The sequence below is a fragment of the Klebsiella indica genome (genome assembly GCF_005860775.1).
GTDB lineage: Bacteria > Pseudomonadota > Gammaproteobacteria > Enterobacterales > Enterobacteriaceae > Klebsiella > Klebsiella indica.
The window spans coordinates 96,685-121,695 of record NZ_VCHQ01000031.1 but is presented as its reverse complement, the minus strand read 5'-3'; the positions used below and the strand labels follow the sequence as shown (position 1 = coordinate 121,695).

General features: G+C 55.3%; 21 protein-coding genes and 2 pseudogenes. 9 read left to right on the top strand and 14 right to left on the bottom strand.

Translation table 11 applies throughout. The features are described from left to right. Positions 1–79 precede the first annotated feature (79 nt). Positions 80–1,078 carry a type I glyceraldehyde-3-phosphate dehydrogenase gene (gene gap, locus FE839_RS21245; RefSeq protein ID WP_138362745.1) on the top strand — a complete coding sequence of 333 codons (999 nt, stop codon included), beginning with the start codon at positions 80–82 and terminating at the stop codon, positions 1,076–1,078. A gap of 43 nt (positions 1,079–1,121) precedes the next feature. Here gap and aldA read toward each other — a convergent pair whose 3' ends face one another. Then, positions 1,122–2,561: an aldehyde dehydrogenase gene (gene aldA / locus FE839_RS21240; protein WP_138362744.1), complete on the bottom strand. Its 1,440-nt coding sequence runs from the start codon at positions 2,559–2,561 to the stop codon at positions 1,122–1,124. A 372-nt stretch (positions 2,562–2,933) separates the two neighbouring features. Then, positions 2,934–3,725, bottom strand: a complete 792-nt coding sequence (locus FE839_RS21235) for a YdcF family protein (RefSeq protein WP_138362743.1) — start codon at positions 3,723–3,725, stop codon at positions 2,934–2,936. A gap of 420 nt (positions 3,726–4,145) precedes the next feature. Between FE839_RS21235 and FE839_RS21225 the strand changes: the two genes are divergently transcribed. Then, a complete protein-coding gene (locus FE839_RS21225; protein ID WP_138362742.1) occupies positions 4,146–5,420 on the top strand; it encodes a Glu/Leu/Phe/Val family dehydrogenase in 1,275 nt (424 codons plus the stop codon). A 133-nt stretch (positions 5,421–5,553) separates the two neighbouring features. Here the strand turns inward: FE839_RS21225 and hrpA are convergent, their stop codons facing one another. Continuing rightward, entirely contained in the window at positions 5,554–9,456 is a 3,903-nt protein-coding gene (gene hrpA, locus FE839_RS21220; RefSeq protein WP_138362803.1) for an ATP-dependent RNA helicase HrpA, read from the bottom strand. A gap of 203 nt (positions 9,457–9,659) precedes the next feature. On the opposite strand from hrpA, the gene azoR reads away from it, so the two are divergent. The 3 genes from azoR to nadS all read left to right on the top strand — a co-directional run bounded on the left by azoR (position 9,660) and on the right by nadS (position 11,125). Further along, positions 9,660–10,265 (top strand): FMN-dependent NADH-azoreductase, encoded by a 606-nt coding sequence (gene azoR, locus FE839_RS21215; RefSeq protein WP_138362741.1) that lies wholly within the window; start codon positions 9,660–9,662, stop codon positions 10,263–10,265. Positions 10,266–10,506: 241 nt separating this feature from the next. After that, positions 10,507–10,839 (top strand): type II toxin-antitoxin system RelE/ParE family toxin, encoded by a 333-nt coding sequence (locus FE839_RS21210; protein ID WP_138362740.1) that lies wholly within the window; start codon positions 10,507–10,509, stop codon positions 10,837–10,839. A 1-nt stretch (position 10,840) separates the two neighbouring features. Further along, positions 10,841–11,125: a NadS family protein gene (gene nadS / locus FE839_RS21205; protein ID WP_138362802.1), complete on the top strand. Its 285-nt coding sequence runs from the start codon at positions 10,841–10,843 to the stop codon at positions 11,123–11,125. Here nadS and FE839_RS24950 read toward each other — a convergent pair. The 8 genes and pseudogenes from FE839_RS24950 to FE839_RS21165 form a co-directional block, all read right to left on the bottom strand. Beyond that, positions 11,124–11,234, bottom strand: a pseudogene (locus tag FE839_RS24950) (GFA family protein); the annotation flags it as partial. The gene nadS and the pseudogene FE839_RS24950 sit on opposite strands and share 2 nt — an antisense overlap. Before the next feature lie 40 nt (positions 11,235–11,274). Further along, positions 11,275–11,424: pseudogene (locus FE839_RS24945) on the bottom strand (phenylacetic acid degradation operon negative regulatory protein PaaX); the annotation flags it as partial. Between the two features lie 110 nt (positions 11,425–11,534). Next, positions 11,535–12,350: a phytanoyl-CoA dioxygenase family protein gene (locus tag FE839_RS21190; RefSeq protein ID WP_138362739.1), complete on the bottom strand. Its 816-nt coding sequence runs from the start codon at positions 12,348–12,350 to the stop codon at positions 11,535–11,537. Positions 12,351–12,373: 23 nt separating this feature from the next. Continuing rightward, the gene (argE, locus tag FE839_RS21185) at positions 12,374–13,543 is read right to left on the bottom strand and encodes an acetylornithine deacetylase (RefSeq protein WP_138362738.1); all 1,170 of its coding nucleotides are present in this window, start codon (positions 13,541–13,543) and stop codon (positions 12,374–12,376) included. After that, positions 13,536–14,210 carry a DUF1028 domain-containing protein gene (locus tag FE839_RS21180; protein ID WP_138362737.1) on the bottom strand — a complete coding sequence of 225 codons (675 nt, stop codon included), beginning with the start codon at positions 14,208–14,210 and terminating at the stop codon, positions 13,536–13,538. Before FE839_RS21180 ends, argE begins: the two co-directional genes overlap by 8 nt. Beyond that, on the bottom strand, positions 14,210–14,641 hold the full coding sequence (locus FE839_RS21175) for a RidA family protein (protein WP_138362736.1): 432 nt from the start codon (positions 14,639–14,641) through the stop codon (positions 14,210–14,212). The genes FE839_RS21180 and FE839_RS21175 overlap by 1 nt, the downstream gene beginning before the upstream one ends. A 16-nt stretch (positions 14,642–14,657) precedes the next feature. Beyond that, positions 14,658–15,923, bottom strand: a complete 1,266-nt coding sequence (locus FE839_RS21170) for a flavin-containing monooxygenase (protein WP_138362735.1) — start codon at positions 15,921–15,923, stop codon at positions 14,658–14,660. A 170-nt stretch (positions 15,924–16,093) separates the two neighbouring features. Then, positions 16,094–17,008 carry a LysR family transcriptional regulator gene (locus FE839_RS21165; RefSeq protein ID WP_138362734.1) on the bottom strand — a complete coding sequence of 305 codons (915 nt, stop codon included), beginning with the start codon at positions 17,006–17,008 and terminating at the stop codon, positions 16,094–16,096. Positions 17,009–17,505: 497 nt separating this feature from the next. Between FE839_RS21165 and FE839_RS21160 the strand changes: the two genes are divergently transcribed. From FE839_RS21160 to FE839_RS21145, 4 genes are read left to right on the top strand one after another with little or no spacing between them, the layout of a single operon-like run. Next, positions 17,506–19,026 carry an amino acid ABC transporter permease/ATP-binding protein gene (locus FE839_RS21160; RefSeq protein ID WP_138362733.1) on the top strand — a complete coding sequence of 507 codons (1,521 nt, stop codon included), beginning with the start codon at positions 17,506–17,508 and terminating at the stop codon, positions 19,024–19,026. A 27-nt stretch (positions 19,027–19,053) separates the two neighbouring features. Next, complete coding sequence (locus tag FE839_RS21155) at positions 19,054–19,926, top strand: phytanoyl-CoA dioxygenase family protein (RefSeq protein WP_138362732.1); 873 nt, start codon at positions 19,054–19,056, stop codon at positions 19,924–19,926. A 23-nt stretch (positions 19,927–19,949) separates the two neighbouring features. After that, positions 19,950–20,780, top strand: coding sequence for a transporter substrate-binding domain-containing protein (locus tag FE839_RS21150; protein WP_138362731.1), 831 nt, complete (start codon positions 19,950–19,952; stop codon positions 20,778–20,780). Positions 20,781–20,784: 4 nt separating this feature from the next. After that, positions 20,785–21,516, top strand: a complete 732-nt coding sequence (locus FE839_RS21145) for a class II aldolase and adducin N-terminal domain-containing protein (RefSeq protein WP_138362730.1) — start codon at positions 20,785–20,787, stop codon at positions 21,514–21,516. 158 nt (positions 21,517–21,674) lie between these two features. Here the strand turns inward: FE839_RS21145 and FE839_RS21140 are convergent, their stop codons facing one another. From FE839_RS21140 to FE839_RS21130, 3 genes are read right to left on the bottom strand one after another with little or no spacing between them, the layout of a single operon-like run. Beyond that, positions 21,675–22,001 (bottom strand): YdbL family probable chaperone protein, encoded by a 327-nt coding sequence (locus tag FE839_RS21140; protein WP_138362801.1) that lies wholly within the window; start codon positions 21,999–22,001, stop codon positions 21,675–21,677. A 7-nt stretch (positions 22,002–22,008) separates the two neighbouring features. Next, positions 22,009–22,194 (bottom strand): YnbE family lipoprotein, encoded by a 186-nt coding sequence (locus FE839_RS21135; protein ID WP_138362729.1) that lies wholly within the window; start codon positions 22,192–22,194, stop codon positions 22,009–22,011. Continuing rightward, the gene (locus FE839_RS21130; protein ID WP_138362728.1) at positions 22,194–24,833 is read right to left on the bottom strand and encodes a YdbH family protein; all 2,640 of its coding nucleotides are present in this window, start codon (positions 24,831–24,833) and stop codon (positions 22,194–22,196) included. The genes FE839_RS21135 and FE839_RS21130 overlap by 1 nt, the downstream gene beginning before the upstream one ends. Positions 24,834–25,011 lie beyond the last annotated feature (178 nt).

The following is a 25,011-nucleotide window of genomic DNA, read 5'->3' as shown; positions in this document are numbered from 1 at the left end:
GCGGGTTGCTCAATGCCGATGCCTGGACTAAGCCTGGAGAAGTTTTAACCTGTCGATTCAACTTACCGGGAGATTCTTCATGAGCAAACTTGGGATTAATGGATTTGGTCGTATTGGACGTTTGGTGCTGCGTCGGTTACTGGAGGTCAATAGTTCATTAGAGGTCGTGGCCATTAACGACCTCACCTCGCCGAAAGTGCTGGCCTATCTGTTAAAGCATGATTCTAACTACGGCCCTTTCCCATGGAGCATTGATTTTACTGAAGATGCTCTGATTGTTAATGGCAAAAAAATTACCGTTTATGCCGAAAAAGAGGCTCAGCATATACCGTGGAAATCGGTGGGCGCCGACGTTATCGTCGAATGTACCGGCTTCTATACGTCAGCAGAGAAAGCACAGGCGCACCTGACCGCCGGGGCGAAAAAAGTGTTGATTTCCGCGCCAGCAGGCAATATGAAAACTATCGTGTATAACGTTAACGATGACACACTGGCCGCAGACGATACGATTATTTCCGTCGCCTCCTGCACCACCAACTGCCTGGCCCCGATGGCAAAGGTGCTCAACGACGCTTTCGGTATTAAAGTGGGAACCATGACCACCATCCACGCCTATACCGGTACCCAGTCGCTGGTTGATGGCCCGCGCGGAAAAGATTTGCGCGCCTCGCGCGCGGCGGCGGAAAATATCATTCCGCATACCACTGGCGCGGCGAAGGCAATCGGCCTGGTCATCCCGGAGCTTAGCGGCAAGCTGAAAGGCCATGCCCAGCGCGTACCGACCAAAACAGGCTCAGTCACCGAGCTGGTATCGGTGCTGGAGAAAAAGGTCACGGCCGAAGAGGTCAATCAGGCGATGAAAAATGCGGCGACCAACAATGAATCGTTCGGCTATACCGAAGAAGAGATCGTCTCGTCGGATGTTATTGGCTGCCATTTCGGGTCAATTTATGACGCCACCCAACTGGAGGTTGCAGAAGTCGGCGACCTCCAGCTTGTGAAGACAGTCGCCTGGTATGATAACGAGTATGGCTTTGTCACTCAGTTGATTCGCGTACTGGATAAGTTCGCGAAATAACATCACAGCGGATAGCGCCAGCTATCCGCTATTGTCCACGCAATTACGCCTGCAAATAGACCACCTGGGTTTGCAGATACTCATTGAGGCCGTGCCGCCCGTCAGCGCCGCCAATCCCTGATTTGCGCCAGCCAGCGTGGAAGCCCTGCATCGCTTCAAAGTTCTCGCGGTTAATATAGGTTTCGCCAAACTTCAGCCCTTTTATCGCCTTCATGGCAACGTTCAGATCGCGAGTATAAATTGATGAGGTCAGGCCATAGTCGCTGTCGTTCGCCATCGCCAGCACCTCTTCGAGCGTGTCAAACGCGATCACCGGCAATACCGGCCCAAACGTCTCTTCATGAACAATATCCATCTCCTGGCGCACATCCAGCAGCAGCGTCGGCGGATAAAAATAGCCCTTACCTGCCACGGCCTTGCCGCCAAGCACCACCCGCGCCCCCTGAGCGACCGCCTTCGCGACCTTCTGCTCAACGCGCGCCAGCGCAGCAGCGTTAATCAACGGCCCCATGGAGATATCGTCTCGTAAAGCCGGATCGCCGAACTGTACCTCTTTTAATGCCTCGCCCAACCGGTTAACAAAACGATCGTAAACGCCTTTTTGCACATAGACGCGCTCGACGCAGTTACATACCTGCCCGCTATTGATAACCCGTGAATCCACCACCGCTTTTACCGCCAGTTCAATATCCGCGTCATCCATCACAATCGCGGGCGCTTTTCCGCCGAGCTCCAGGCACACTTTGGTGATATTTTTCGCCGCTGCCGCCATAATTTTCTCGCCAGCAGCTACGCTACCGGTCATGCTCACCATCGCGACTTTCGGGTTCCCCGCCAGTTCCTGTCCAACCGTCTCACCGCGGCCCAGCACCAGGTTAAACACCCCTTTCGGCAAGCCGATGTCATGCACGATTTGCGCGAAGGCGATAGCGTTATTCGGCGTGAACTCGCTCGGTTTAATCACGATGGTATTGCCGGTAATCAGTGCGGGAGCCAGTTTGCGGGCAATCAGGAAAAACGGGAAGTTCCACGGCAGAATCCCTGTCGTCACGCCCAGTGCGCGTTTGAAAAGCAAAATATTTTCGCCCGGACGATCGCTCTGGATGATCTCCCCTTCATAGCGCCGCGCCCATTCGGCCATATAGTCGAGATAATCGGCAGTAAATGAGACTTCAACCGCCGCCAGTTGCTGAATTTTCCCGCCCTCGGCAACAATCAGCGCAGCGATCTCATCAGCCCGTTCACGAATACCGGCAGCGATTTTGCGTAACCATCCCGCTCGCTCAATGGCAGGCAGAGCTTCCCAGGCGGGCTGTGCTCGCTCAGCGGCCAGAATCGCGCGTTGCGCATCTTCCGCGCTGCCATCGGGGATCCGCGAAAGCAACGCTTCGGTCGCCGGATTGATGACATCAATCCATGCATCAGCGCGGCCAGGTTCAAACTGACCATCAATGTACATAGGGTGTTGAACGGGTGCTGTCATGATCTGCTCCTGTGGCATTATTGTTTTTAGCAAGTGAATTTAATGTTAAAAACTATCGCCTGACAGGCAAAGAGACAGTTCGACGACTTGCTTTTGTGAGACATTTCATAAAAACAAGCAAACCAGAGGCTGAAAAGCACGTTATTGAATAACACGCAGTGCCCGTTTGCGAGGGTCCTGGTGGAAACGGGCAAATAGCAAATGCGGCTGGATGATGGAATGCGTTCACATGGTCGCGTTTGAGGAAAGACAAGGCGTATCCTCGAATAGTGTGCGCCTTTTTCTCTCCACGACTGTTTCTTGTTCAGATTGCCGGGAAACAGATAACGCCTGAACCGCATTAGCACCGTTCAGAAAAAATCCCTTCGCCGTTTAACCCAACTGGCGCGCACTCAGCGCATCGGATAACAGACTGTCGTCGCGCAGCGTCTGCCACGCCTGAACAATATGCGGAGGAATATCAACATGGACGATAAACCCCTTACCCAGCGGACCATAACCCTGCGGATCATCCGTCAAACGCGGTAGCTCACCCAGCATCAACGCCAGATAGCGACCAACCGGCCACAGCCCCTTATTCTCACCGCTGAAAGTTAATCCACTTTCACCATTGCACAATATCGGTGAACAGCCCGGCGCGCTGTACCACCGTGGCGCGGCCTCCTCTCCTTGCCAGACGCGGGCAAACGTCGCCATCGTCCTGCGCTGCATTGTCGGATCCTGAATGACAACGCCCGTACCATGAGCTACGCCCCTCTGCTCCAGCATATATCGGGTAAAGCGCGCGTTCTCTCCGCAGTGGGTGGACTGGTCTTCCACCACAATTCGCTCCAGCGGAATATGCCAGAAGCGATGAGCGATATCGGCAAGAATACACGCCTCAGCGCGACCTGATACCGGTAACTGACAGTAGCGTGGATCATTTAACACTGCGTTATATAAAAAAGCGGTGGAGTGACCGATACCGCCGCTGATCAGCAGTGGAACAGCGCTACGTGCTGCCAGTTGGCAGGCAAAATCAATGGTCGGGATCACCGCATTGCCTGCCAGCACAACCACTTCTATTTGCGCCTCCTGAGGCAAATCATCCTGCGCCAGCCACGCCCCAAGCTGGTTTGCCGCCATTAATGTCGCCTCAGGCAAGGCTGGAAAATATTCTGACATTCCTTCTCCTGTTTCCTTCATTTCACGCTTCAGTGAGCGAATATCATCATAAACCGCCGAAGACATTTGAGATCATAAACGGCAAATCGACGAAGAATACGTTCACCTCTCCTTTTGCAACATAGTCAATACACACAGATAGCATTTTATTCACTTTTTGAAGGAGCTCAATATTCTGATAAATAGGTGAAAATCATCTCTGTATCGGTTTTAAGGCCGCAAAATGCATATTCACCCACAAAAACACTGTTCATATGATTTGTTATGCATAAACAACCTCGCTCTCACGTAACGGCGGTATATTCTGCATTTTCGTCAAATTCCATTCTATTAAATTGGTGATAACCTTCCGTTTACAGAGTTTATGTCTATCTCTTTCCGCGACCAACAATATAATTACCACAGTAAAACAGGACTCTTATGGAAAAGTTATCTTACGCTTCTGAAAGTAGTACATCGCCCTGGACCACCTACCTGCGCCAAATCGATCGCGTCGCGCCCTACCTGGGCGATCTCGCATACTGGATTGAAACGCTGCGCCACCCTAAACGTGCGCTAATTGTTGATATACCAGTACAAATGGATGACGGAACCATCCGTCATTTCGAAGGTTATCGCGTCCAGCACAATCTATCGCGTGGGCCGGGTAAAGGGGGGATTCGCTACCATCCGGATGTGGATCTGAATGAGGTGATGGCGCTTTCCGCCTGGATGACCATCAAGTGCGCGGCTGTCAATATTCCTTATGGTGGTGCGAAAGGCGGTATCCGCGTCGATCCGTTCTCATTATCAGAAGGTGAACTGGAACGTCTTACCCGCCGCTATACCAGCGAGATCGGCATCATCATCGGCCCGCAAAAAGATATCCCGGCGCCAGATGTCGGCACCAACGGCAAAGTAATGGCCTGGATGATGGATACTTACTCCATGAATCACGGTACCACCATCACTGGCGTGGTGACGGGTAAACCTATCCATCTCGGTGGCTCCCTCGGCCGGGAAAAAGCCACCGGTCGCGGCGTATTCGTCACCGGACGTGAAGTCGCGCGCCGCAGCGGTATCGAAATTGAAGGCGCGAAAGTGGCGCTGCAAGGTTTTGGTAACGTCGGTAGTGAAGCCGCTCGTCTGTTTGCTGACGTCGGCGCACGCATCGTCGTCATTCAGGACCATACGGCGACACTGTTTAACGAGGGTGGCATTGATATGACCGCGTTGACCGCCTGGCAGGCTGAGAACAAGCAAATTGCCGGTTTCCCGGGGGCACGTGAAATTGCGAAAGAAGCGTTCTGGACCATGCCAATGGATATTCTGATCCCGGCGGCGCTGGAAGGCCAGATCACGCGTGAACGGGCGGAAATCATTAGCTGTAAACTGGTGCTCGAAGGCGCCAACGGCCCGACCTATCCGGAAGCCGATGACGTACTGGCTGAGCGCGGCATCGTGGTGGTGCCGGACGTAATCTGTAATGCCGGTGGCGTGACCGTCAGCTACTTCGAATGGGTGCAGGATATGGCCAGCTTCTTCTGGAGCGAAGAGGAGATCAACGCCAAAATGGACCGCATCATGACCGACGCTATCGTTCACGTGTACGAAAAAGCGATTGAAAAAGCGTGCTCTTTACGTACCGCCGCCTATATTGTGGCCTGCGAACGGATTTTGATGGCGCGTAGAGATCGCGGCATCTATCCTGGATAACATTCCCATGATGAAGCTGATGACAAAACCGCATTAAATATTATGCCGCATTTCCGCCAGATAGCGGACCACCATTCAGTACGCGCTCCCCCGGTAAGCACGATTGACTGCGCCACCGGGGGAAACGCCATAATTACGCGGTAATCTGATCCATCGCCTGCAACACCCGCTTGTCAGAAATCGGGTACGGCGTGCCGAGCTGTTGTGCAAAGTAGCTGACGCGCAGCTCCTCAATCATCCAGCGGATTTCTTTGACGTCGTCGTCATCACGGCGGGCTGGCGGCAGCTTGTTAATCCACTGCTGCCAGGCCTGCTGCACGCTTTCAATTTTCAGCATCTGCGCCCTGTCACGGTGCGGATCGACCGCCAGTTTCTCCAGCCGTTTTTCAATCGCCTGCAAATAGCGCAGCGTATCGCCGAGGCGCTTAAAGCCGTTGCCGGTGACAAAACCGCGATACACCAGCCCGCCCATTTGCGCTTTGATATCAGACAGCCCCAGCGCCATCGTCATATCCACGCGTCCTTTCAGACGTTTGTTGATCGTGAACACGGCGGTCAGGATCTGCTCGACCTGCTTCGCGATATCGACAACGGTGTCGTTCAGCTCGGCGCGCACCTTCTCATGCAGCGCGGCAAAAGCCTCTTCCGTCCATACCGGGCCGCCATTGACGTCGATCAGCTTGTCCACGCCGCAGGAGATGCAGTCGTCAATCAACTCCAGCACTTTGCCATACGGGTTGAAGTACAGACCGAGCTTGGCTTTGTTCGGCAGTTTTTCGTGCAGATACTTAATCGGCGACGGAATATTCAGCAGCAGCAAGCGGCGTAAACCGCACCACATTGCCTGTTGCTGCTCCAGCGGATTGTCAAACAGCCTGATGGCGACGCTATCACGCTCATCTACCAGCGCTGGCCACGCCTTCACTTTGTAATTGCCGCGTTTCTGCTCATAGCTTTCCGGCAGCTGACCGAAACTCCAGATGTGCAGCCCACTCTGCTCGATGCCGTCATCAGCCACCGCCGAGAGCGTCTCCTGGACTTTCCCTTTCAGCGTATCCTTCAGATCGTGCAGAGAACGCCCTTCCTGCAACTTCTTGTTTTTGTCATCCACCACGCGGAAGGTGATCTTCAGATGATCGGGCACCTGATCCCAGTGCCAGTCTTCGCGATCTACCGTCACGCCGGTCATCCGCCGTAACTCACGCTCCAGCGCATCCAGCAACGGTAGCTCCAGCGGCGTTACGCGACCCAAAAACGCTTCAGCATAGTTTGGCGCCGGAACAAAGTTCCGTCGTACCGGTTTCGGCAGCGATTTAATCAGCGCAATCACCAGCTCACGGCGCAGACCTGGAATTTGCCATTCAAACCCGGACTCTTCCACCTGGTTTAACAACGGAAGCGGGATATGGACGGTGACGCCGTCGGCGTCGGCGCCCGGTTCAAACTGATAGCTCAGCCGCAGCTTAAGATTTCCCTGGTGCCAGAAGTTCGGGTAATCCAGCTTGCTGATTTTTTCCGCGCCCTCTTTGATGAGCATACTCTTTTCAAAGTTGAGCAGATCCGGCGTTTCGCGGCTGACTTTTTTCCACCAGTTGTCGAAGTGACGCGCGGAGATCACGTCATGACTGATGCGCTGGTCGTAGAACTCAAACAGCGTCTCATCATCGACCAGAATGTCGCGACGGCGCGATTTATGCTCCATCTCTTCCACTTCCGCACGCAGCTTCAGGTTGTCGCGGAAGAAGGCGTGGCGCGTCTGCCAGTCGCCCTCTACCAGCGCATGACGAATAAACAACTCGCGACACAGCGCCGGGTCGATCTGGCTGTAATTCACCTTACGCGCGGCCACTATCGGCAGACCGTACACGGTCACTTTCTCCGTCGCCATCACCGCGCCCTGCGCCCGTTCCCAGTGCGGTTCGCTGTAAGAACGCTTAATCAGATGCTGGGCAACCGGTTCCACCCACTCGGGATCGATGCGCGCCGCAATGCGCCCCCACAGGCGGCTGGTTTCCACCAGTTCTGCGACCATCGCCCACTTCGGCGGCTTCTTAAACAAACCGGAACCCGGGAAGATGGAGAAACGGGCATTGCGCGCGCCGGTATACTCCTGCTTGTCGGCATCTTTCATCCCGATATGCGACAGCAGCCCGGTCAGCAGCGCGATATGCACTTCACGGTATTGCGCCGGTTCGCTGTTTATCGGAATACCCAGCTCTTTCACCACCTGGCGCAATTGGGTGTAGATATCCTGCCATTCGCGCACGCGCAGATAGTTCAGGTAATCGGTGCGGCACAGGCGGCGGAACTGGTTCGACGACAGCGCTTTCTGCTGCTCGCCGAGGTAATTCCACAGATTCACAAAGGCGAGGAAGTCAGACTCTTTATCGTGGAAACGACGGTGCTTCTCATCGGACGCCTGCTGTTTATCCATCGGGCGCTCACGCGGGTCCTGAATAGACAGCGCGGAGGTGATGATCATCGCCTCACGCACGCAGCCGTGTTTCTGCGCTTCCAGCACCATCCGCGCCAGACGCGGGTCTACCGGCAGCTGCGACAACTGGCGTCCTGAAGGCGTCAGTTTATAAGCTGTTTGCTGCTCATCGGTCGTAATCGCCCCAAGCTCTTCCAGCAGACGCACGCCGTCCTGAATGTTGCGTTTATCCGGCGCTTCAACAAACGGGAATGCGGCGATATCGCCCAGCCCCAGCGCCGTCATTTGCAAAATAACCGAAGCCAGGTTGGTACGCAGAATCTCCGGGTCGGTAAATTCCGGGCGCGACAGGAAGTCATCTTCCGAATACAGACGGATGCAGATCCCTTCCGACACACGTCCACAGCGGCCTTTACGCTGGTTAGCGGAAGCCTGTGAAACCGGTTCAATCGGCAGTCGCTGCACTTTGGTGCGGTAGCTGTAGCGACTGATGCGCGCAGTGCCGGGATCGATAACGTATTTGATGCCCGGCACGGTGAGCGAGGTTTCTGCCACGTTGGTCGCCAGCACGATACGACGCCCGCTATGGGCCTGGAACACGCGGTTCTGTTCGCTGTTGGACAACCGCGCATACAGCGGCAGCACTTCCGTATGGCGCAAGTTCAGTTTATTGAGCGCATCGGCGGTATCGCGGATTTCACGCTCGCCGCTCATAAAGATCAGGATATCGCCGGGACTTTCACGCCCCAGTTCATCCACCGCGTCAAAAATCGCCTGAAGCTGATCGCGCTCGGTATCGTCCGCTTCTTCGACAATCGGACGATAGCGCACCTCAACCGGGTACGTTCTGCCGGAAACTTCAATGATCGGCGCATGGTTAAAATGACGCGAGAAGCGCTCCGGGTCGATGGTCGCGGAGGTGATGATGATTTTCAGATCCGGGCGACGCGGCAACAGCTCTTTCAGGTAGCCAAGCAGAAAGTCGATATTCAGGCTGCGCTCGTGCGCTTCATCAATGATGATGGTGTCGTACTGCATCAGCAGCCTGTCCTGCTGGATTTCCGCCAGCAGGATACCGTCCGTCATCAGCTTGACCATCGTGTTGTCGCTGACGCGATCGCTGAAACGGACTTTATAACCGATGCAGCCGCCCGGTTCCGTTTGCAACTCTTCGGCAATACGGTTGGCAACGGTTCGCGCCGCCAGACGACGCGGCTGCGTATGGCCGATCAGCCCTTTAATACCGCGCCCCAGCTCCATACAAATTTTCGGCAGCTGCGTGGTTTTACCCGAGCCGGTCTCCCCCGCCACAATCACCACCTGGTGGTCGCGCACGGCTTCGAGAATTTCTTGTTTTTTCTGGCTAACCGGCAGGTTTTGCGGATAGGTGATATCCGGCCGGGCGGCTTCGCGCAGCAGGACTCTCCCTGCCGCATGGTTAATTTCTTGCGCCATCTCCTGAAGAATCGCCTGTTGGGCTTCAGGATTTTTAACCTTCTTCACCCCATGCAGGCGACGAGCAAAGCGTGACTTATCGCGCAACATCAGGCCATCAAGCTGCTTCTGGATCTGTAAGAAGGTGAATTTTTGTTGTTCGGTCATAGCGTTATCGGGCAGTATGCCGCCGGAAAAAATCTCTTTTAAAATAGTGCGCCAGCGTACCATATCCGCGCATTTTGTGCCTTATTCAAAAATATTGAATAGTGAGTTCGATTTATTGCGCTTTCTCTGTGGCATGATTGTGAATACAGTGTCAACAAGCACCAGGGCATCGGCCCGTCTATCACATTAAAAAGGAAACACCCATGAGCAAAGTATTAGTTCTGAAATCCAGTATTCTGGCAGGGTACTCTCAGTCTGGTCAGTTGTCTGACTATTTTGTTGAACAATGGCGTGAAAAGCATGCACAGGACGTTATCACCGTACGTGACCTGGCTGCAAACCCGATTCCGGTACTGGATGGTGAACTGGTGGGTGCTCTGCGTCCGAGCGATGCGCCGCTGACTCCGCGTCAGCAGGAAGCGCTGGCACTTTCTGACGAACTGATCGCTGAACTGCAGGCGAACGATGTGATTGTTATCGCCGCGCCGATGTACAACTTCAACATCCCGACTCAGTTGAAAAACTATTTCGACCTGGTGGCGCGCGCTGGCGTGACCTTCCGCTACACTGAAGCCGGCCCGGAAGGTCTGGTGAAAGGCAAACGCGCGGTGGTGGTCACCAGCCGCGGCGGTATCCATAAAGATACCCCAACCGATCTGGTCACGCCGTATCTGTCCACCTTCCTCGGCTTTATCGGTATCACCGACGTGAACTTCGTATTTGCGGAAGGCATCGCCTACGGCCCGGAAGTGGCGGCTAAAGCCCAGTCTGATGCGAAAGCGGCTATCGATAGCGTGGTTGCAGCATAAGATTTTCACTCCCACCGCCCGGTGGGAGTTACCTCCCCCAGTTCATCACGCCTTTACGTGTCACCTCGTAAAATCAACACTCGCTCCCACACGATAAAATTGCAACTTATACCATAGCGGCACTCCCCAAACCCGCACACATGCCGGTCACGGATGGCAAAATTTACCGTTATTGAAAAACCATGGACAGGTACCATGTACACATACTGGTGTACATGGTACCTTAGCAAGGAGAGTTCTCGTGTGCCATGCCATTGAATTTATCGAAACGTCACTATTTACCCGCCAGATAAAACAGCTTGCCACCGATGATGAGCTGCGGGCACTACAGAGAACGCTCATCGGCGCCCCGGATACTGGCGATATCATCCAGAATACTGGTGGGCTACGAAAAATGAGAATGGCGACAGGTTTACACGGAAAACGCGGCGGCATACGGGTGATTTATTTCCGGGCAACCCGCGAGATTATCTATCTGGTTCTGGCCTACCCGAAAAGCACCAAGGATAGCCTGACCGCAGTTGAAAAAGCCGAACTCAAAAAGTTGACCAGGCGACTAAAAAATGAGGTTTAAAATGGGTTATTTTGACGAGCTTAAAGCGTCTCTTGAAGAGGCCGTCGATATCAAAAACGGAAATAAAACACCTGCCCGGGTCGCTCGCTATGAGGTCGCTGATGTAAAGGCGATCAGAGCGCAGCTTAACATTTCCCAGGCTGAAATGGCGAAAGCGCTGGGAACCAGCGTGGATACCATTAAAAGCTGGGAGTCCAGGCGACGCAATCCGACAGGTCTGGCGGCAAAAGTATTGGCGGTTATTCAGGACAACCCAGCGTTCTTTCACGAACTGGCCGGGCACTAATCGCTGAAGCCGACGCAGAGACCGCAACCGTTCCCCGCGTTTGACAGTATGAACAGTTACAGCGTCGAACGGTATGGAAGCCATCGCTGAGCTCAACGATGAATGCCACAGCGACGCCGGGCTGACAATTTTTCTGTCATAACCTCCCGCAACCGGATTTGAAAACAGCGTTCGGACGTAAGTTCTGTTGGGTCGCCATCGCGAAGCAGCGGCAGTAGCAGGCGGAACAGGCTGATAAATGTTTCATACATTGCATTCTGCTTCGTAAGATGCCAGCCCTCTTCAATGCGGGCGCACAGTACCGGCAGAATATTTTTTGCATTCCGGATTGTCTGTTTTGCCCGGTGACGGCTAACGCCTTACCGGGCCTACTGGACAGACGTCGCGCCACCCGCCAGACTTGTCGCCACTACCGCGGCCAGACCTGCGGAAATTCATCGGCGATCAGCGGCTCGCCGTCGCGTAAAGTCAGCCCCGGAAAGGGCGGCGATGTCACCCCGCCGCGGTCGGCAAAAGTGGCGTCGTCCCCTACCCAGCGCGCGGAAAAGACCCGTCGCGAACGAGCGGTTGAATTGCCGTTTGCACCGTGCAGCGTGCGGAAATGAAACGCCACCGCATCGCCTGGCTCCAGCGCCCAACTGACGATATCGTAATCTTCCTGATGGGCATCGATATCCGGCAGTTCTTTAAAGCGCGTGTGGGAATAGAGCTTTGAACCGTTAAACCGCGTCGGGCTGAACGCCTCATCCCACAGATGCGAACCGCGAATGCAGCGCAGCGAAATCTCCTCCGCCACCGGATCGAGCGGGATCCAGAAACTCACGTTCTGCCGCCCCTCCACGCAGTAATAGGGCTGATCGTGGTGCCATGGCGTCACCGTGCTGCCGCCGGGTTGTTTAACCAGCGTGTGTTCGTGGAAAAACCTCGCCGTCCGGGAACGCATCAGCGCCGCGGCGATTTCCGCCGCCGGAGAGTGAAACACAAAATCAGTAAACTCAGGGATCCGCGCCCAGTTGCAATAGTCCTGAAAAAACGGCGCCGAACCGTCCTTCGGGATTACCGTTCGCGCATGACCATATTCGCTGGGGTTCGCCATCAGTTCGGCGACGCCGTTCGACAGGCTCTCGACCCACGGCGTAAATACGCCTTTCAGTAACACCACGCCATCCGATTGCCAGAGGTCGATAGTCTGTTGATCAATACACGCAGAGTGCTGGTTTTGCATAGTCGCCATCCTGTGTTGATAAATCAGGTGAGAGAATCGTGAGGGTCGGCACGCATCCACGCGCACAGGTTTTTCAGCATAGCCATGCAGCTTTCAGCCTGTGCGATACTGAGATACTCGTCCGCCTTGTGGCCCTGTTCCATACTGCCCGGCCCGCAAATGAGCGTCGCGACGCCCGCCTCATCAAACAGGCCGCCTTCGGTACCGTAGGCCACCGTCGTGAAAGCGTCGTTACCGCACCATTGCGCCAGCCAGCGGGCAAAGTCTGACTGCGGATCGCTCAGCAGTCCCGGATAGTGGCTCAGCGGCTGGAAACGAATATCGCTGTTCAGGGCCACCTTACGCATCGCGGGAAGTAGCTGTTCGCTGGCATAAGCGTGCAACGCGTCGGTCACCCTCTGCGGATGCGTACCGGGTAAATAACGAATTTCAAAATCGAACCAGCAGGAGTGCGGAACGATATTCAGCGCGGAGCCGCCGTGGATGGTTCCCACCTGCAGCGTGCCTGATGGCGGCGAAAAGCGGCTATCCTGCTGCTGTGCCAGACTTTCACCCAGCGCATCCAGCCGGGTAATCAACTTCGCCGCATAGCTAATCGCATTGACCCCTTCCGGCGCGTAAGCCGAGTGACAGGCATGCCCTTCTACGCAGCAGCGCATGGCAAGCTTGCCTTTGTGCCCATAGACCGGGCGCATGTCTGTCGGCTCGCCGATAATGCACAGCGCCGGTTTTTCCGTCGACGCGCGTAAAAAATCCACCAGACTGCGCACGCCCAGACAACCCACTTCTTCATCATAGGAAAACGCCAGGTGCAGCGGCATTCGCAGCGGCGCGGCGAGAAATGCGTCCAGTGACGCCAGTACGCAGGCGATAAACCCTTTCATATCAGCACTGCCCCGGCCATAGTAACGCCCGTCACGCTCGGTGAGCGCAAACGGCGGCACCGTCCATGCCTGGCCGTCCACCGGCACCACGTCAGTATGACCAGAAAGCATCACGCCGCCGGGACCAGACGGGCCGATGCGGGCATACAGATTCGCCTTGCGCCCTTCGTCATCATAAAACAGCTGAGACGTCACGCCGCGCTCGCGCAAAAAATCGGCGATGAAGGTAATCAGCGCCAGATTCGATTCGCGGCTAGTGGTATCAAACGCCAGCAAGCGTCCGAGGATCTCACGCAGGCGACTACTCATCGCCCGGTACGCCATAAGATGGCGCTTCGCGTGGGTCCAGAGCGCGGGTAATATAAGCTTCCATTTGCGGTTCATACGCCACCCACAGCGCCGCCAGTTCCGCCACCGGATTCTCTTCAGCCCAGTCCACGCGTAAATCCACAACCGGCCAGGCGTAATCTTCCACAATCTTCAGCGCTGCGGAGTGTTCCGGCCCGGCTTCGCCCCCCGCATCAATTCCCGCCTGCAAAGCGGCAATCAACCGACTGGCCAGTTCGCCCGTTGCGCTTTCAAATGCTGTCGTCATGGCACGAACGACCTGCTGATTCGCCAGCATATTGCCCGCCGCCACGCAGTTCTCGCCCTGCGCGACCTGCCATGTTCCCAGCGTATGCTCGCCGCTGAAAACGGCGCTTTCGCCGCTGGCGTCGATCACCGTTACCTGGCGATAGTCGCTGAACCGATCTTCGCCGAGCGTCTTTTTCAGGGCCTGCTCCGAAGAGAGCCCCGCTTCCAGCCCGGCGAGGATCTGCGGGCCAAGCGCGGGCAGCGTGATGTTCTGGCTGGATACCGCGCCCACGCCCGCCTGCAGCCACGGGCAGCGGGCGCCGACGGCAATGCTGGATGAGCTAATCGCAATACCCAGTTGTCCTGATTCCGGGCACAGCGCAGAGATAGAAATCGTCATTATGCCTCCTTTTCATTCCAGTCATCGGGGATCACCGCCGTAACATCGATCTCCATCAGCCACTGCGGCTGGGCGAGGGCTGATACCACCACGCCGGTCGATATCGGAAACACGCCTTTAAGCCATTTGCCCACTTCCTGATACACCGGCTCGCGATAGCGCGGATCAATCAGGTAGGTGGTGGTTTTAACGATATGCGTCAGATCGCTTCCGGCCTCTTCCAGCAACTGTTTGACGTTTTTCATCGCCTGTTCCGCCTGGGCGCGAGGGTCGCCGAGTCCGACCAGATTACCGGCAAAATCGGTGCCCACCTGACCGCGAACATAGACGGTATTTCCTGCGCGTACCGCCTGGCACAGATCGTTGTTGAGTGTCTGATTCGGGTAAGTCTCTTTGGTATTGAACATCCGGATACGGGTATGTGTTGGCATATTTTGCCTCCTCAAATCAGGCGTTAGACGAAGGTTGGTAATGTTGATACTGGCGCTGAATAGCGATTTGGTCGGCGATATATTTCGCATCGTGCCAGACGCCCCAGATAAAGGTTGAACCACGACGGGAAAGCCACGGCAGCCCGAGGAAATAGACGCCGGGTTCGCTGGAGACGCCGCGATGGTGCTGCGGACGCTGTTGCTCATTAAAGGCGTTCACTTTCAGCCAGCGATAATCGGTGGTGTAGCCGGTTGCCCAGATGATGCAGCTGATACCCGCTTTTGCCAGGGCGAGTTCGGATAGCGGCCGGGTCAGGCAATCGGGATCGGGCAGGAAGAACCGTGCTTCCGGCTCTTCCGGCAACGACAATCCGTTGCGGGCAATATAGTCATCCGCGGCGTCAAGCAGCGCCAGATAGGAGGCGTCGCCCTGGCGAATGTTGTCCGCCAGATCGTCGCGGAAGACGGCTTTGCCATCCTTAAAGCTCTGTGTTTGCCCGACCAGCGTAATTCCCTGGTGCGCCAGTTGGCGAAAGTCAACGGTATTGCCGCCATGTGCGCCGCTGACCGCAATCGTCACATGCTCCTTGCCGGGCTGATTCGCCGCCGCATCCCACAGCCCTAATACCCCCAACCACCAACAAAAATCGCGCTGACGGTAGCGGCGCGGCGGCCGGTCATGCGCGCCGACGGAGAGCCACACGTCGCGCCCCGCCCGCCGGAGTTCATCGGCGATTTGTACCCCGGAAGAGCCCGCGCCGACCACCAGCACACCGCCTTCCGGGATCTGCTGCGGGTTGAAATAGTGTGCGGAATGAATTTGATGTACCGCGCTATCCTGCGGAGCGATAGCCGGGATCACCGGGCGCTGGAACGGTCCGGTGGCGGCGACAATACGCTGCGCTTCGATTGTTCCCTGCGAGGTTTCCACTCGAAAGCCCGGACGTCCATTTAAGCGTTCTGCGCTAAAGACTTCGACGCCGGTCTGGATCGGGGCGTTAAACGTGTTGGCGTAAGCAACAAAATAGTCGGCGATCTGCTCTTTGGCGACAAAGCTGTCGGCGTCACAGCCGGGAAACGTCATGCCAGGAAATCGATCGTGCCAGGCCGGGCCATTAGCGACCAGCGAATCCCAGCGGCCGCTGCGCCAGGCCTCAGCGATGCGTTTTTTTTCCAGCACCAAATGGGGAATACCGTGATGCGTCAGATGCTCGCTCATGGCGACGCCTGCCTGTCCCGCCCCCACCACCAGGGTATCGATTTCTGTAATCTGCTCTGTCATGTGTGTGTCCTTCAAGCACGGTTGTCCGACTAAGGCGTCGGAATTGACAGAACTCAGGTTAAGTAAGTGTGATGAAATGGTAAAATATTATAAAACGATCGTCTGAATAGAAATTTATGAGGCTAAATAAGACAACAAAAAATAACGTCAGACTCAGATACACTCAATTATCAGGACTGATGCGGCGTTAATTCAATGCTGCGACAATAATCCATAAATAGCTGCGTCGGGCGCGTGGGTTCATTATTCGCAAGATGCGCCATAATTAATGTTGACGCGGGCATATCATCCGCAATATCCACTTGCACCAGTCTTTCGCCATCATAGGTCATATCACACAGCGGACGGGTGACCAGTACCGAAAAGCCCAATCCCTGACCGACCATGCAACGCACCATTTCAATTGACGGTGAACTATAGGCGACTTCCGGGTGATAACCTTTCTCTTTAAATATGGAGACAAAATAGTTTTTACTGGGTACCGCATCGAGCAAAATCATCGGTTCCCGGCTTAATTCCTGTAACGTGACGCTTTTTTTCTGCGCCAGCGGATGAGACGCGGGTAACAAAGCATAGGGCTTATGCGGGGCATTAAGCAGTTCTTTGTGAATAGAGTGGCCTAATTCCAGATCATAAACCAGCGCCAGATCGAACCGGCCCCGATGCAAACCGTGCATCAGCTCATGCTGTTCGCCATCGTACAGTTGCAGGTTGATTCCGGGATACATTTTTTTAAACCCCGCCACCAGTTTCGGCATATACAGCGGTGCGACGGATTCGAAACAGCCGACGGCAATCGTCCCGGAGACCAGATCCTTATCCGCTCGCGAATTCTGTTCAAACTCATAGGACAACCGCAGCAGTTCTTTCGCTTTATCGTAGAAGCGCCGGCCGCTTGAGGTCAGCGAGACCCCCTGCGCATGGTGGCGGATAAATAGCTGTTGATCGAAGGTGCTTTCAAGGTTTTTGATCGCAATTGAGATCGACGGCTGGGCAATATGCAGCTGACGAGAAGCCTCGGCGATACTCTCCGTTTCCACCACGGTAACGAAATATTTAAGCTGTTTGAGCGTAAATCGGTTCATAGCCTCACCATTGATAAAATATGGCCTTAGCCCCAAAGGGCTTAGTTTTTCGATAAGCAACCTGCAAGCATCGTGCCATGCAATTTTCGCGTTAAAAAATGCATGAACAGTCACTAACGCTATTTATTCGCCCGTTGTTCCTCAGATGAAATGTGCCCACTTGCACCACCACAAGCCACGATGCACCTTATTTGTTCACGCCACGCCCCAATATTGCGCAAATCACCATTCCATCGTTAATTATGTTTAAAAATAACAGCAATTGTTTTTAAGTTGTTTTAGTGGTGTTTCGTATTAATTGCGTTAAATTCCCTACAGTTAATATCGCTGTATAGTTTTTTTAAACTTAAAGGCCAAAAATTTACTAATTGCCTACAGGAGAAAACTGCCAGCATAGTGTTATTGCAATATGACCTTCGGCGCTGCCCCCTTTTAGCACATTATTCGCGTAGCGGGAGCGTCGTAATTTCCGTTAATTATGGCGAGTGAAATAGCCCATGACGTTTAACTGGAACTATATGTTTAGCCTGCTCAGCGATGTCGACTTTTGGCAGGCCACCTGGACCGTCATCAAATTAAGTTTGCTGACCTGGGCTTTCAGTATTGTGCTGGGATTTATTCTGGCGCTGGCTAAACAATCTCCGCGCAAGCTGCTTAATGCCCCTGCCCGCCTCTATATCTGGCTGTTCCGCAGCATGCCGCTACTGGTGCTGTTGATTTTTGTCTACAACATGCCGCAGGCGTTGCCGTCATTCGCCCCGGTGCTGAACGACCCGTTCTGGGCCGGGCTGCTGGCGATGGTGCTGAGCGAAGCCGCCTATATTGCGGAAATTCATCGCGGCGGACTGCTGTCAATTCCAAAGGGACAGAGCGAAGCCGCCCGGGCGCTCGGACTGCGCTATGCCGGCATCCAGTGGCGAGTGGTGATCCCGCAGGCGCTGCGCGTCGCGCTGCCTGCTCTGGCTAATGAGTATATCGCCATCGTCAAGCTCAGTTCGCTGGTATCGGTTATCTCCCTGACGGAGATCTTAATGGTCGGCCAGCGTCTCTATTCGCAGAACTTCCTGGTGATGGAGACCATGGCGGCGGTGGCGTTTTACTACATCCTGATCGTTACCGTCTTCGATTTCCTGCTTAAGCGCCTGGAAAGCTGGCTTGATGTTACCCAGCGTAAAACCACGCGCCCGGTGGATGCGGAAATGCTGCAACTGGCGACGGCCCGACGTCCGGCAATGGCGCGCAGCGTTAGCATCCCGCAGGCACCGGCGCTACAGGCCTCCAGGCTGCACAAAGCCTATAACAATGTCGAAGTGCTGGGCGCGGTCAGTCTGCAAATTCAGGCGGGCGAAGTGGTCTCCGTTATCGGCCCTTCCGGTTCCGGAAAAACAACGTTAATTCGCCTGCTGAATGGCCTTGAGCAGATAGATAACGGTGAGATCAACATTAACGGTCAACCGTTTATTCATCTGGATCGCCACGGGCAGCAGAAACCGCGCTTTATGGAGAACGCCGAACATCGCCAGAACATCGGTATGGTATTCCAGAGCTTCAACCTGTTCCCGCATCTGACGGTGTTCGGCAACCTGTTGCTGGCGCCTCGCTATCACCATCTGGCCAGCGAAGCGGAGCTCAAACAGCACGCCTGCGAGCTGCTGCATAAAGTCGGTATGCTGGAGCATGCGTGGAAGTATCCGCATCAGCTTTCCGGCGGCCAGCAGCAGCGGGTAGCAATTGCCCGCGCCTTAATGATGCGTCCGCAAATTATGCTGTTTGATGAACCCACTTCGGCGCTGGACCCGGAAAAAGTTAACGAGGTTCTGCAGGTTATCGAATCGCTCGCCCATGAAGGCATCACCATGGTTATCGTCACCCATGAGATGAATTTCGCCTTCAAAGTTTCCGACCGGATTGTATTTATGGAAAAAGGACGCGTGGTCTGCGACGACACGCCCCAGGCATTGCGCGACGGTCAGCATCCGCGCGTGGATGCTTTCCTGAAAGATGTCTCTTTGGCTTAACGCCTCTGTTACCGAAAGGAGAAAATAATGATCGCCCAGTGGCAAATCGAACAGTTTCATCAGCAAGGTTTTCTGGTTGTCGAAGATGTGTTTTCCGCGGAAGACATCGCGCTGTTACAGGCCGATTTCGACGCCTGGGTCGAAGAGAGTCGGCAACATAGCGAAGCCTGGGGCGAGACCCTGGACGGTCGCCCGCGTTTCGATATTGAAAGCGACCATGCGGCAGATCATCCCTCTCTGCGTCGGGTCAGTTCGCCCACAGAGATTTCTGCCGCCTACCGCCACGCCGCTCTGGAATCAAAAATGGCGGCGATTGCCGGTCAGCTTATCGGCGGCAGCGGCACCCGGTTCCACCACAGCAAGATTAACTCCAAGCTGCCGCACACCGCCACGCAGGTGAAATGGCATCAGGATTTCCTGTTTACCCCGCACAGCAACGACGACATCATCACCGCCCTGCTGATGGTCAGCGACGTGACGCCGGAAAACGGTCCGCTCAATGTGGTGCCCGGTAGTCATCACGGGCCGCTGTGGTCCCACTGGCAAAATGATCGTTTTACCGGCTCCGTGGACGAGACGGTTGAAGCGGCCCACTGTCAGCAGCCTCAGGCCTGTTTCGGTCCATCGGGCTCGGTGTGTTTTATGCACACCCGCCTGCTCCACGCCTCCAGTCCCAATGCAACCGACCTGCCGCGTACGCTGTTTATCAGCGTTTATGCGGCAGAAGATGCTCTGCCGTATGGCGAAAATCCGTTGCCCAGCATTCATACCGGACTGTTGGTTGCGGGTACAGAGAGCGGCCTGGTGCGCAGTACCGTTAATCATTTACGCCTGCCGCAAAAACCACGCGGCGCATCCTTTTTCGTCCAGCAGGCCGGTATCGATCGCGCCAGCATGTAATTTGCCCACTCTTTGGAGGTTGTATGAAACGTTTTAATGCTTTGCGTCCTGCCGCCCTGTTCCTGTGCGCCGCCGGCGCCCTGACGTCTTTTAGCGCGCTGGCCTTCCAGCAGCCGGGGAAAATCACCGCCGGTTCAGATATGACCTTTTTCCCGTATGAATATATGGAAAATAACAAGCCTGCCGGGTTCGATATCGAATTTCTGGCCGGGCTGGCGAAAACCATGGGTCGCGAGGCGGTGAATATTGATACCCGTTTTCCGAATTTAATTCCGGGATTACAAGGCGGACGTTTCGATATCACCAACTCGTCGATGTATATCACCGCCGCACGTCTGAAAGTTATCGACATGGTGCCCTATCTGAAGAGCGGCGAAGCGATCCTCGCCCTGAAAGGCAGCGCCTATCAGCCGAAAACGCCGGAAGAATTTTGCGGCCACAAAATTGGTTCAATGGGCGCCACCTCATGGCTGGCGCAGTTACAAAAGCTGTCGGCGGATTATTGCGTGAAAAAGGGCCTGAAGCCGATTGCGCTCAGCGAATATACCACCGATCCGCAAACGACCCAGGCGCTGCTGTCGCGAGCGGTGGAAGCGCAAATTACCGATGCGGCGGTGGCGCGCGGCGTCATTGATAAACTCGGCGATCGGGTGGTTATCTCCTCTAAGACGCTGATTTATCCGGTGCTTAATGGCTTTGGCGTGAAAAAAGGCAATAGTGAAGTGAAAACGGCGCTGGAGGAAGGGCTGAAAAAATTCAGCGCTACGCCGGAATACGCCGCGCTGCTGAAGAAATATAACTTCCAGGCGCCGACGGCAGAGGATCTGAAAACTCTGATGCCAACAGCGGAGTAATCATATGGCCTGGTCTCATGAAGAACAGATGCGTATCGACCTGGCGGCGACCTTTCGCATTATCGCTCACCTCGGGATGCACGAGGCGGTAGCCAACCACTTTAGCGCGGCGGTGTCGGCGGACGGTAAAAAGTTCCTGCTGAACCCAAAGTGGAAGCATTTTTCACGCATCCGCGCCAGCGATCTGCTGCTGCTGGATGCCGATGATGAAACCTGCGCCCAACGTGCGGATGTCGACGCCACCGCGTGGGCGATTCACGGGCAAATCCATCAGCGGCTGCCGGAAGTACGGGTAGTGTTGCATCTGCATCCGGTTTATACCACCAGCATCGCATGCCTGGCGACGCCGCATATCCCGCCTGTCGATCAGAATACGGCGCGCTATTTCAACCGTATCGCCGTCGATACCTTATATGGTGGCATGGCCGATACCACGGCGGAAGGGGCGCGACTGGCCGCGCTGCTGGCCGATAAGCGCCGCCTGCTGATGGGCAATCACGGCGTGCTGGTCACCGCGTCATCTATTGGCGAAGCTTTCGACGATATCTGGACGCTGGAGCGCGCCTGTCAGATTCTGGTGACCGCATGGTCAACGGGACAGCCGCTGAAGATATTGTCTGACGCGGTGGCGGAGAAGACCGCCCGTGACTGGGAAGGCATTGCGGATTTCTCCCGCCAGCACTTCGAGGAGATGAAGCAGATAATGATCGACGCCGATCCGTCATTGCTGGATTAGCATCAGGCAATACCCGCAGTTAAGCCAGTAACTGCGGTTTTTATGCGGGTTCGTCGTTTACCTGAGCACCCAAAATGATGAAGAACCAAGAGAGGCGACATGATTTGACTGAAACACATCAGCCAATGAGCAAAGAACCTCAGGCTTTCACCACAAGATCACTCTTTCCGTAGCCATTTGCCGTTGATGCCCTGCACATATTCCCCTGGCTGCGCCCTGGCGACCAGCTTCTGCCCGGCCATTTTCGCTACCTGATCCACCGACAGACTGTTGTCATCCGCCAGTTGCTGATAGCTGTCGCGGCGGGCGGCGTTGATCTGCTTAACCAGCGTCAGGGTTTCTTGATCCTGACGCAGCGGCGCAAGATAGCCGTCGAATGTTTCACCCACCCGCCCCTGTTGCCGCGCTTCGCTCAGGGTCAGCGCCAGCGCCTGAGTGCTGAACAGCGCACACGCCAGTATTGCGATTATCAGTCCTGTTCTCATCATCGCCTCAGAATAGATCGCTCCGCGATTTGAGCAGATTCTCAACGTCCTTATCCACCTTAATATGAATTTCATGCTCAATTTTAACATTCATGTTAATGGTGATTGGCTCCTTCGATGCCGCGATTTCAATGCGCGGCGTACAGCCCGCCAGCAGCATGATTGCCAGAAAAGCGGTGAGTAGTTTGATCATTACTGGTGTTCCTTACAGGTGTGACTGTCCTGACAGCGCGGTACGGGCAGCCTGGCGTTCTGTTCAAGCCACGCCTGCAGATTGTCGCCAAAACGCAGGCTGCGCCACAGGTCAAACATATTCTCTTCATGGGAATAGTTTAAGCGCACCGTATTGCTTTTGCCCTCTGCCCGGCTGGTGCCGCTAATCGTCGCCGTCAGCGTCAACATACCGAGATTATCAAGATTAATGCGCGTCCACGAGTTGGCCACTTCCATATAACGCAGCCAGTTAATCGCCGCCCCGGCGGAAACATTGTCAGCCACCAGCGCATCGGCGGTGTCTTTATCCAGGCGGATGGTCATCGGGCCGGGATTATGGAACCAGCCATCTTTAATAATCCATTTATCATTATCCAGCCACAGCGGCAGCGCACCGTTAAACGGCCCGGAGATGGCGAGCTGCTTCACTTTAAGCGCGCTGATTAACTCGCTGCTGGAGATATTTTGCAGACGCAGCAGCGCCGGATCGTGCTGCGGCATCCGCAATTGCTGCATCGTCAGCTTGCCGCCGAGAATATCAACGCTGACATTGCTTAATTGCAGGGGAGCGTCCTCGCGCCAGGGATAGGCGCCCTGAAGGTCCGCGGTCAGATTGCGGGCGGTAAACTGGTTGATGATATCGCCAATACGCAACGATACCGGACGGCGGGTGCCAAGTTGCCAGGTACCGTCGCTAAAGCGGAACGGCAGCACAAAATCGACGCCATTAATCTGGCTATCCGGCATCCAGGCGCTACCGCCTTTGAGCACCCCGTGGCCACCTGCTTCAAACCCCTGATCGGCGGCGGCGGAAAACGCCACCTGAGCATAAAGGGTGCCTTCCCGCAGGTTCATTTTCCACTCCGGCGGCACCAGCGGCTGGAAGACGGTTAATGACTGTCTCGGCCACCACGCCTCGCCGCGCAGGCGTTCGCCGTCCCAGCGTCCGGCGACGCGCACGGGACCAATGTTTTGCGCCTGCAGAGAACCGCGAAACTGAAACCCGGTGGGATCGCGACCATTGATTTGAAATTTAAGCGTCGAGGGCGGTAGCTCGCTGCCGCCGCTGAAGGTGGTTTTTCCGGCATCCAGCGATAGCACGCCAGTCAGTTTTGGATGCCGCGCATCACGCAGCCACTGAATCGGCTCATCCAGCGTCAGACGCGGGGAACTCACCAGCATGGTGCCATATTGTAGCTTATCAAAGCCGGTCGACAGACTATTGAGTACGATAGCGCTGTCGGCCCATTCACCTGCCCCTTTGACATCCCAGCGCGCCTGCATTGGCGTAAAATACCCTTCCCCCCAGTAACGCCACTGCCAGCGGCCACGATCGAGCATAAAATTGTCCGCCTGACCGTCAAGATGCAGCGTAAAGCCGCCCATTTTCTGTTCATGGGCGCGCAGGATGGCCTGCAAACGGCCATCCACGCCCTCGCGGGTAACGTTGACGCCCGCCAGCGGCCAGCGGATTTCATCAATATTGAGCGAATCAATGACGCTTCCCCGTGAGCGCAGCAGCGCGCCAGGGTGGAAAGCAAGCTCTGGCGCCGTCAGCGGGCCGCTCAGATGCGCGGGCAGCCTGGCATAAAAAATCAGATCGCCGAATTTAGCGTCCCCGGTTATCTGTAGCGGCATGTCGCTACCGTCCATACTGAGTTTACCGGGGCCAATATTGAGCACCACATTGCCTTTACCCGCTTTCCCCTGCGTGAGCACGTTAAGCCGCCCGCTCACCTGCATCTGCTCGGTTCCCTGCTGCCAGTTGCCAACAGAAAACGCGACACGCCCGCTCAGAGTGTTACCCGCATAGTCGGTATGCCAGCGCCCATCGCTGATAGCGATACGATCCGGGGTAATTTCCCACGGCAGGTCGAGCATGGGCTCCACCTCACCGCGCCGCGTCACCAGCAACTGCCCACGATTCGCCTGCCACATCAGTTCGGCATCCACCAGACCAGGGTTTTGCGGAAACGCGAACGTACTGAATAACTGACCATCGACCGGAAAACCGTTCGGTATCAGCGGCATATGGAACTCACCCACCAGCTTTACCGGCGCCTGATCGTCCACCAGCCGCGCGGAGAAATCGCTGACGGTGAGTGTCTGACCGCGCAGTCGCGCCTGGAGAGAAAGCGCTTTTCCGCTATAACCGATATCCTGTTGATGTGGTGTGAGCGACATCACCAGCCGCCCCTGCCATTTCTCCCACGGCGACAAGCGCAAATTTTCAATCGTCAGCCAGCTGTAGGGCAGCATCGATTGCCATTCGGCGAGGGTTTTCGGCGCGTCGGACGTCACTTCGCTTTCCGGCAGTTTATTCAGACAAGCGCTATTAATATCCAGTTCAGCGATATGTAAACGCCAGCGGCTGGGACGGGAAAGTTCGGCATTAGCAACGTGAGCAATTTCGCAGTCGCCAACCAGATAACGCAAATCAGGAATACGCAGCGAGGAGCGCGTCAGGCGCGGGCTTTCGTCAAAAGCGATCCGGGTTCCCGCGGGCAACCAGATGCCCGCCAGGGTGGGCACCCAATGGGTGAGCGTCAACAGCAAAGCCAGTGGCAGCAATACAAGTGCGAGTAACAGCGCGATGGCGGCTTTATATTTACCCTTCATGGGCAGCTAATATCCTGATTAGAAATAAGTAAAAGCCGAGAGGCCGTCATTGTGGCACGTTCGACCTGTGAGTTAAAGTTTCCATCCCATTTAAGCGTAGTCTCCCCCATATGATTCTCCAGCAGCTTATTGAGCCGGGGTTTAGTGTTCTCCTGCGACACTCGTTAATCCTGCGGTC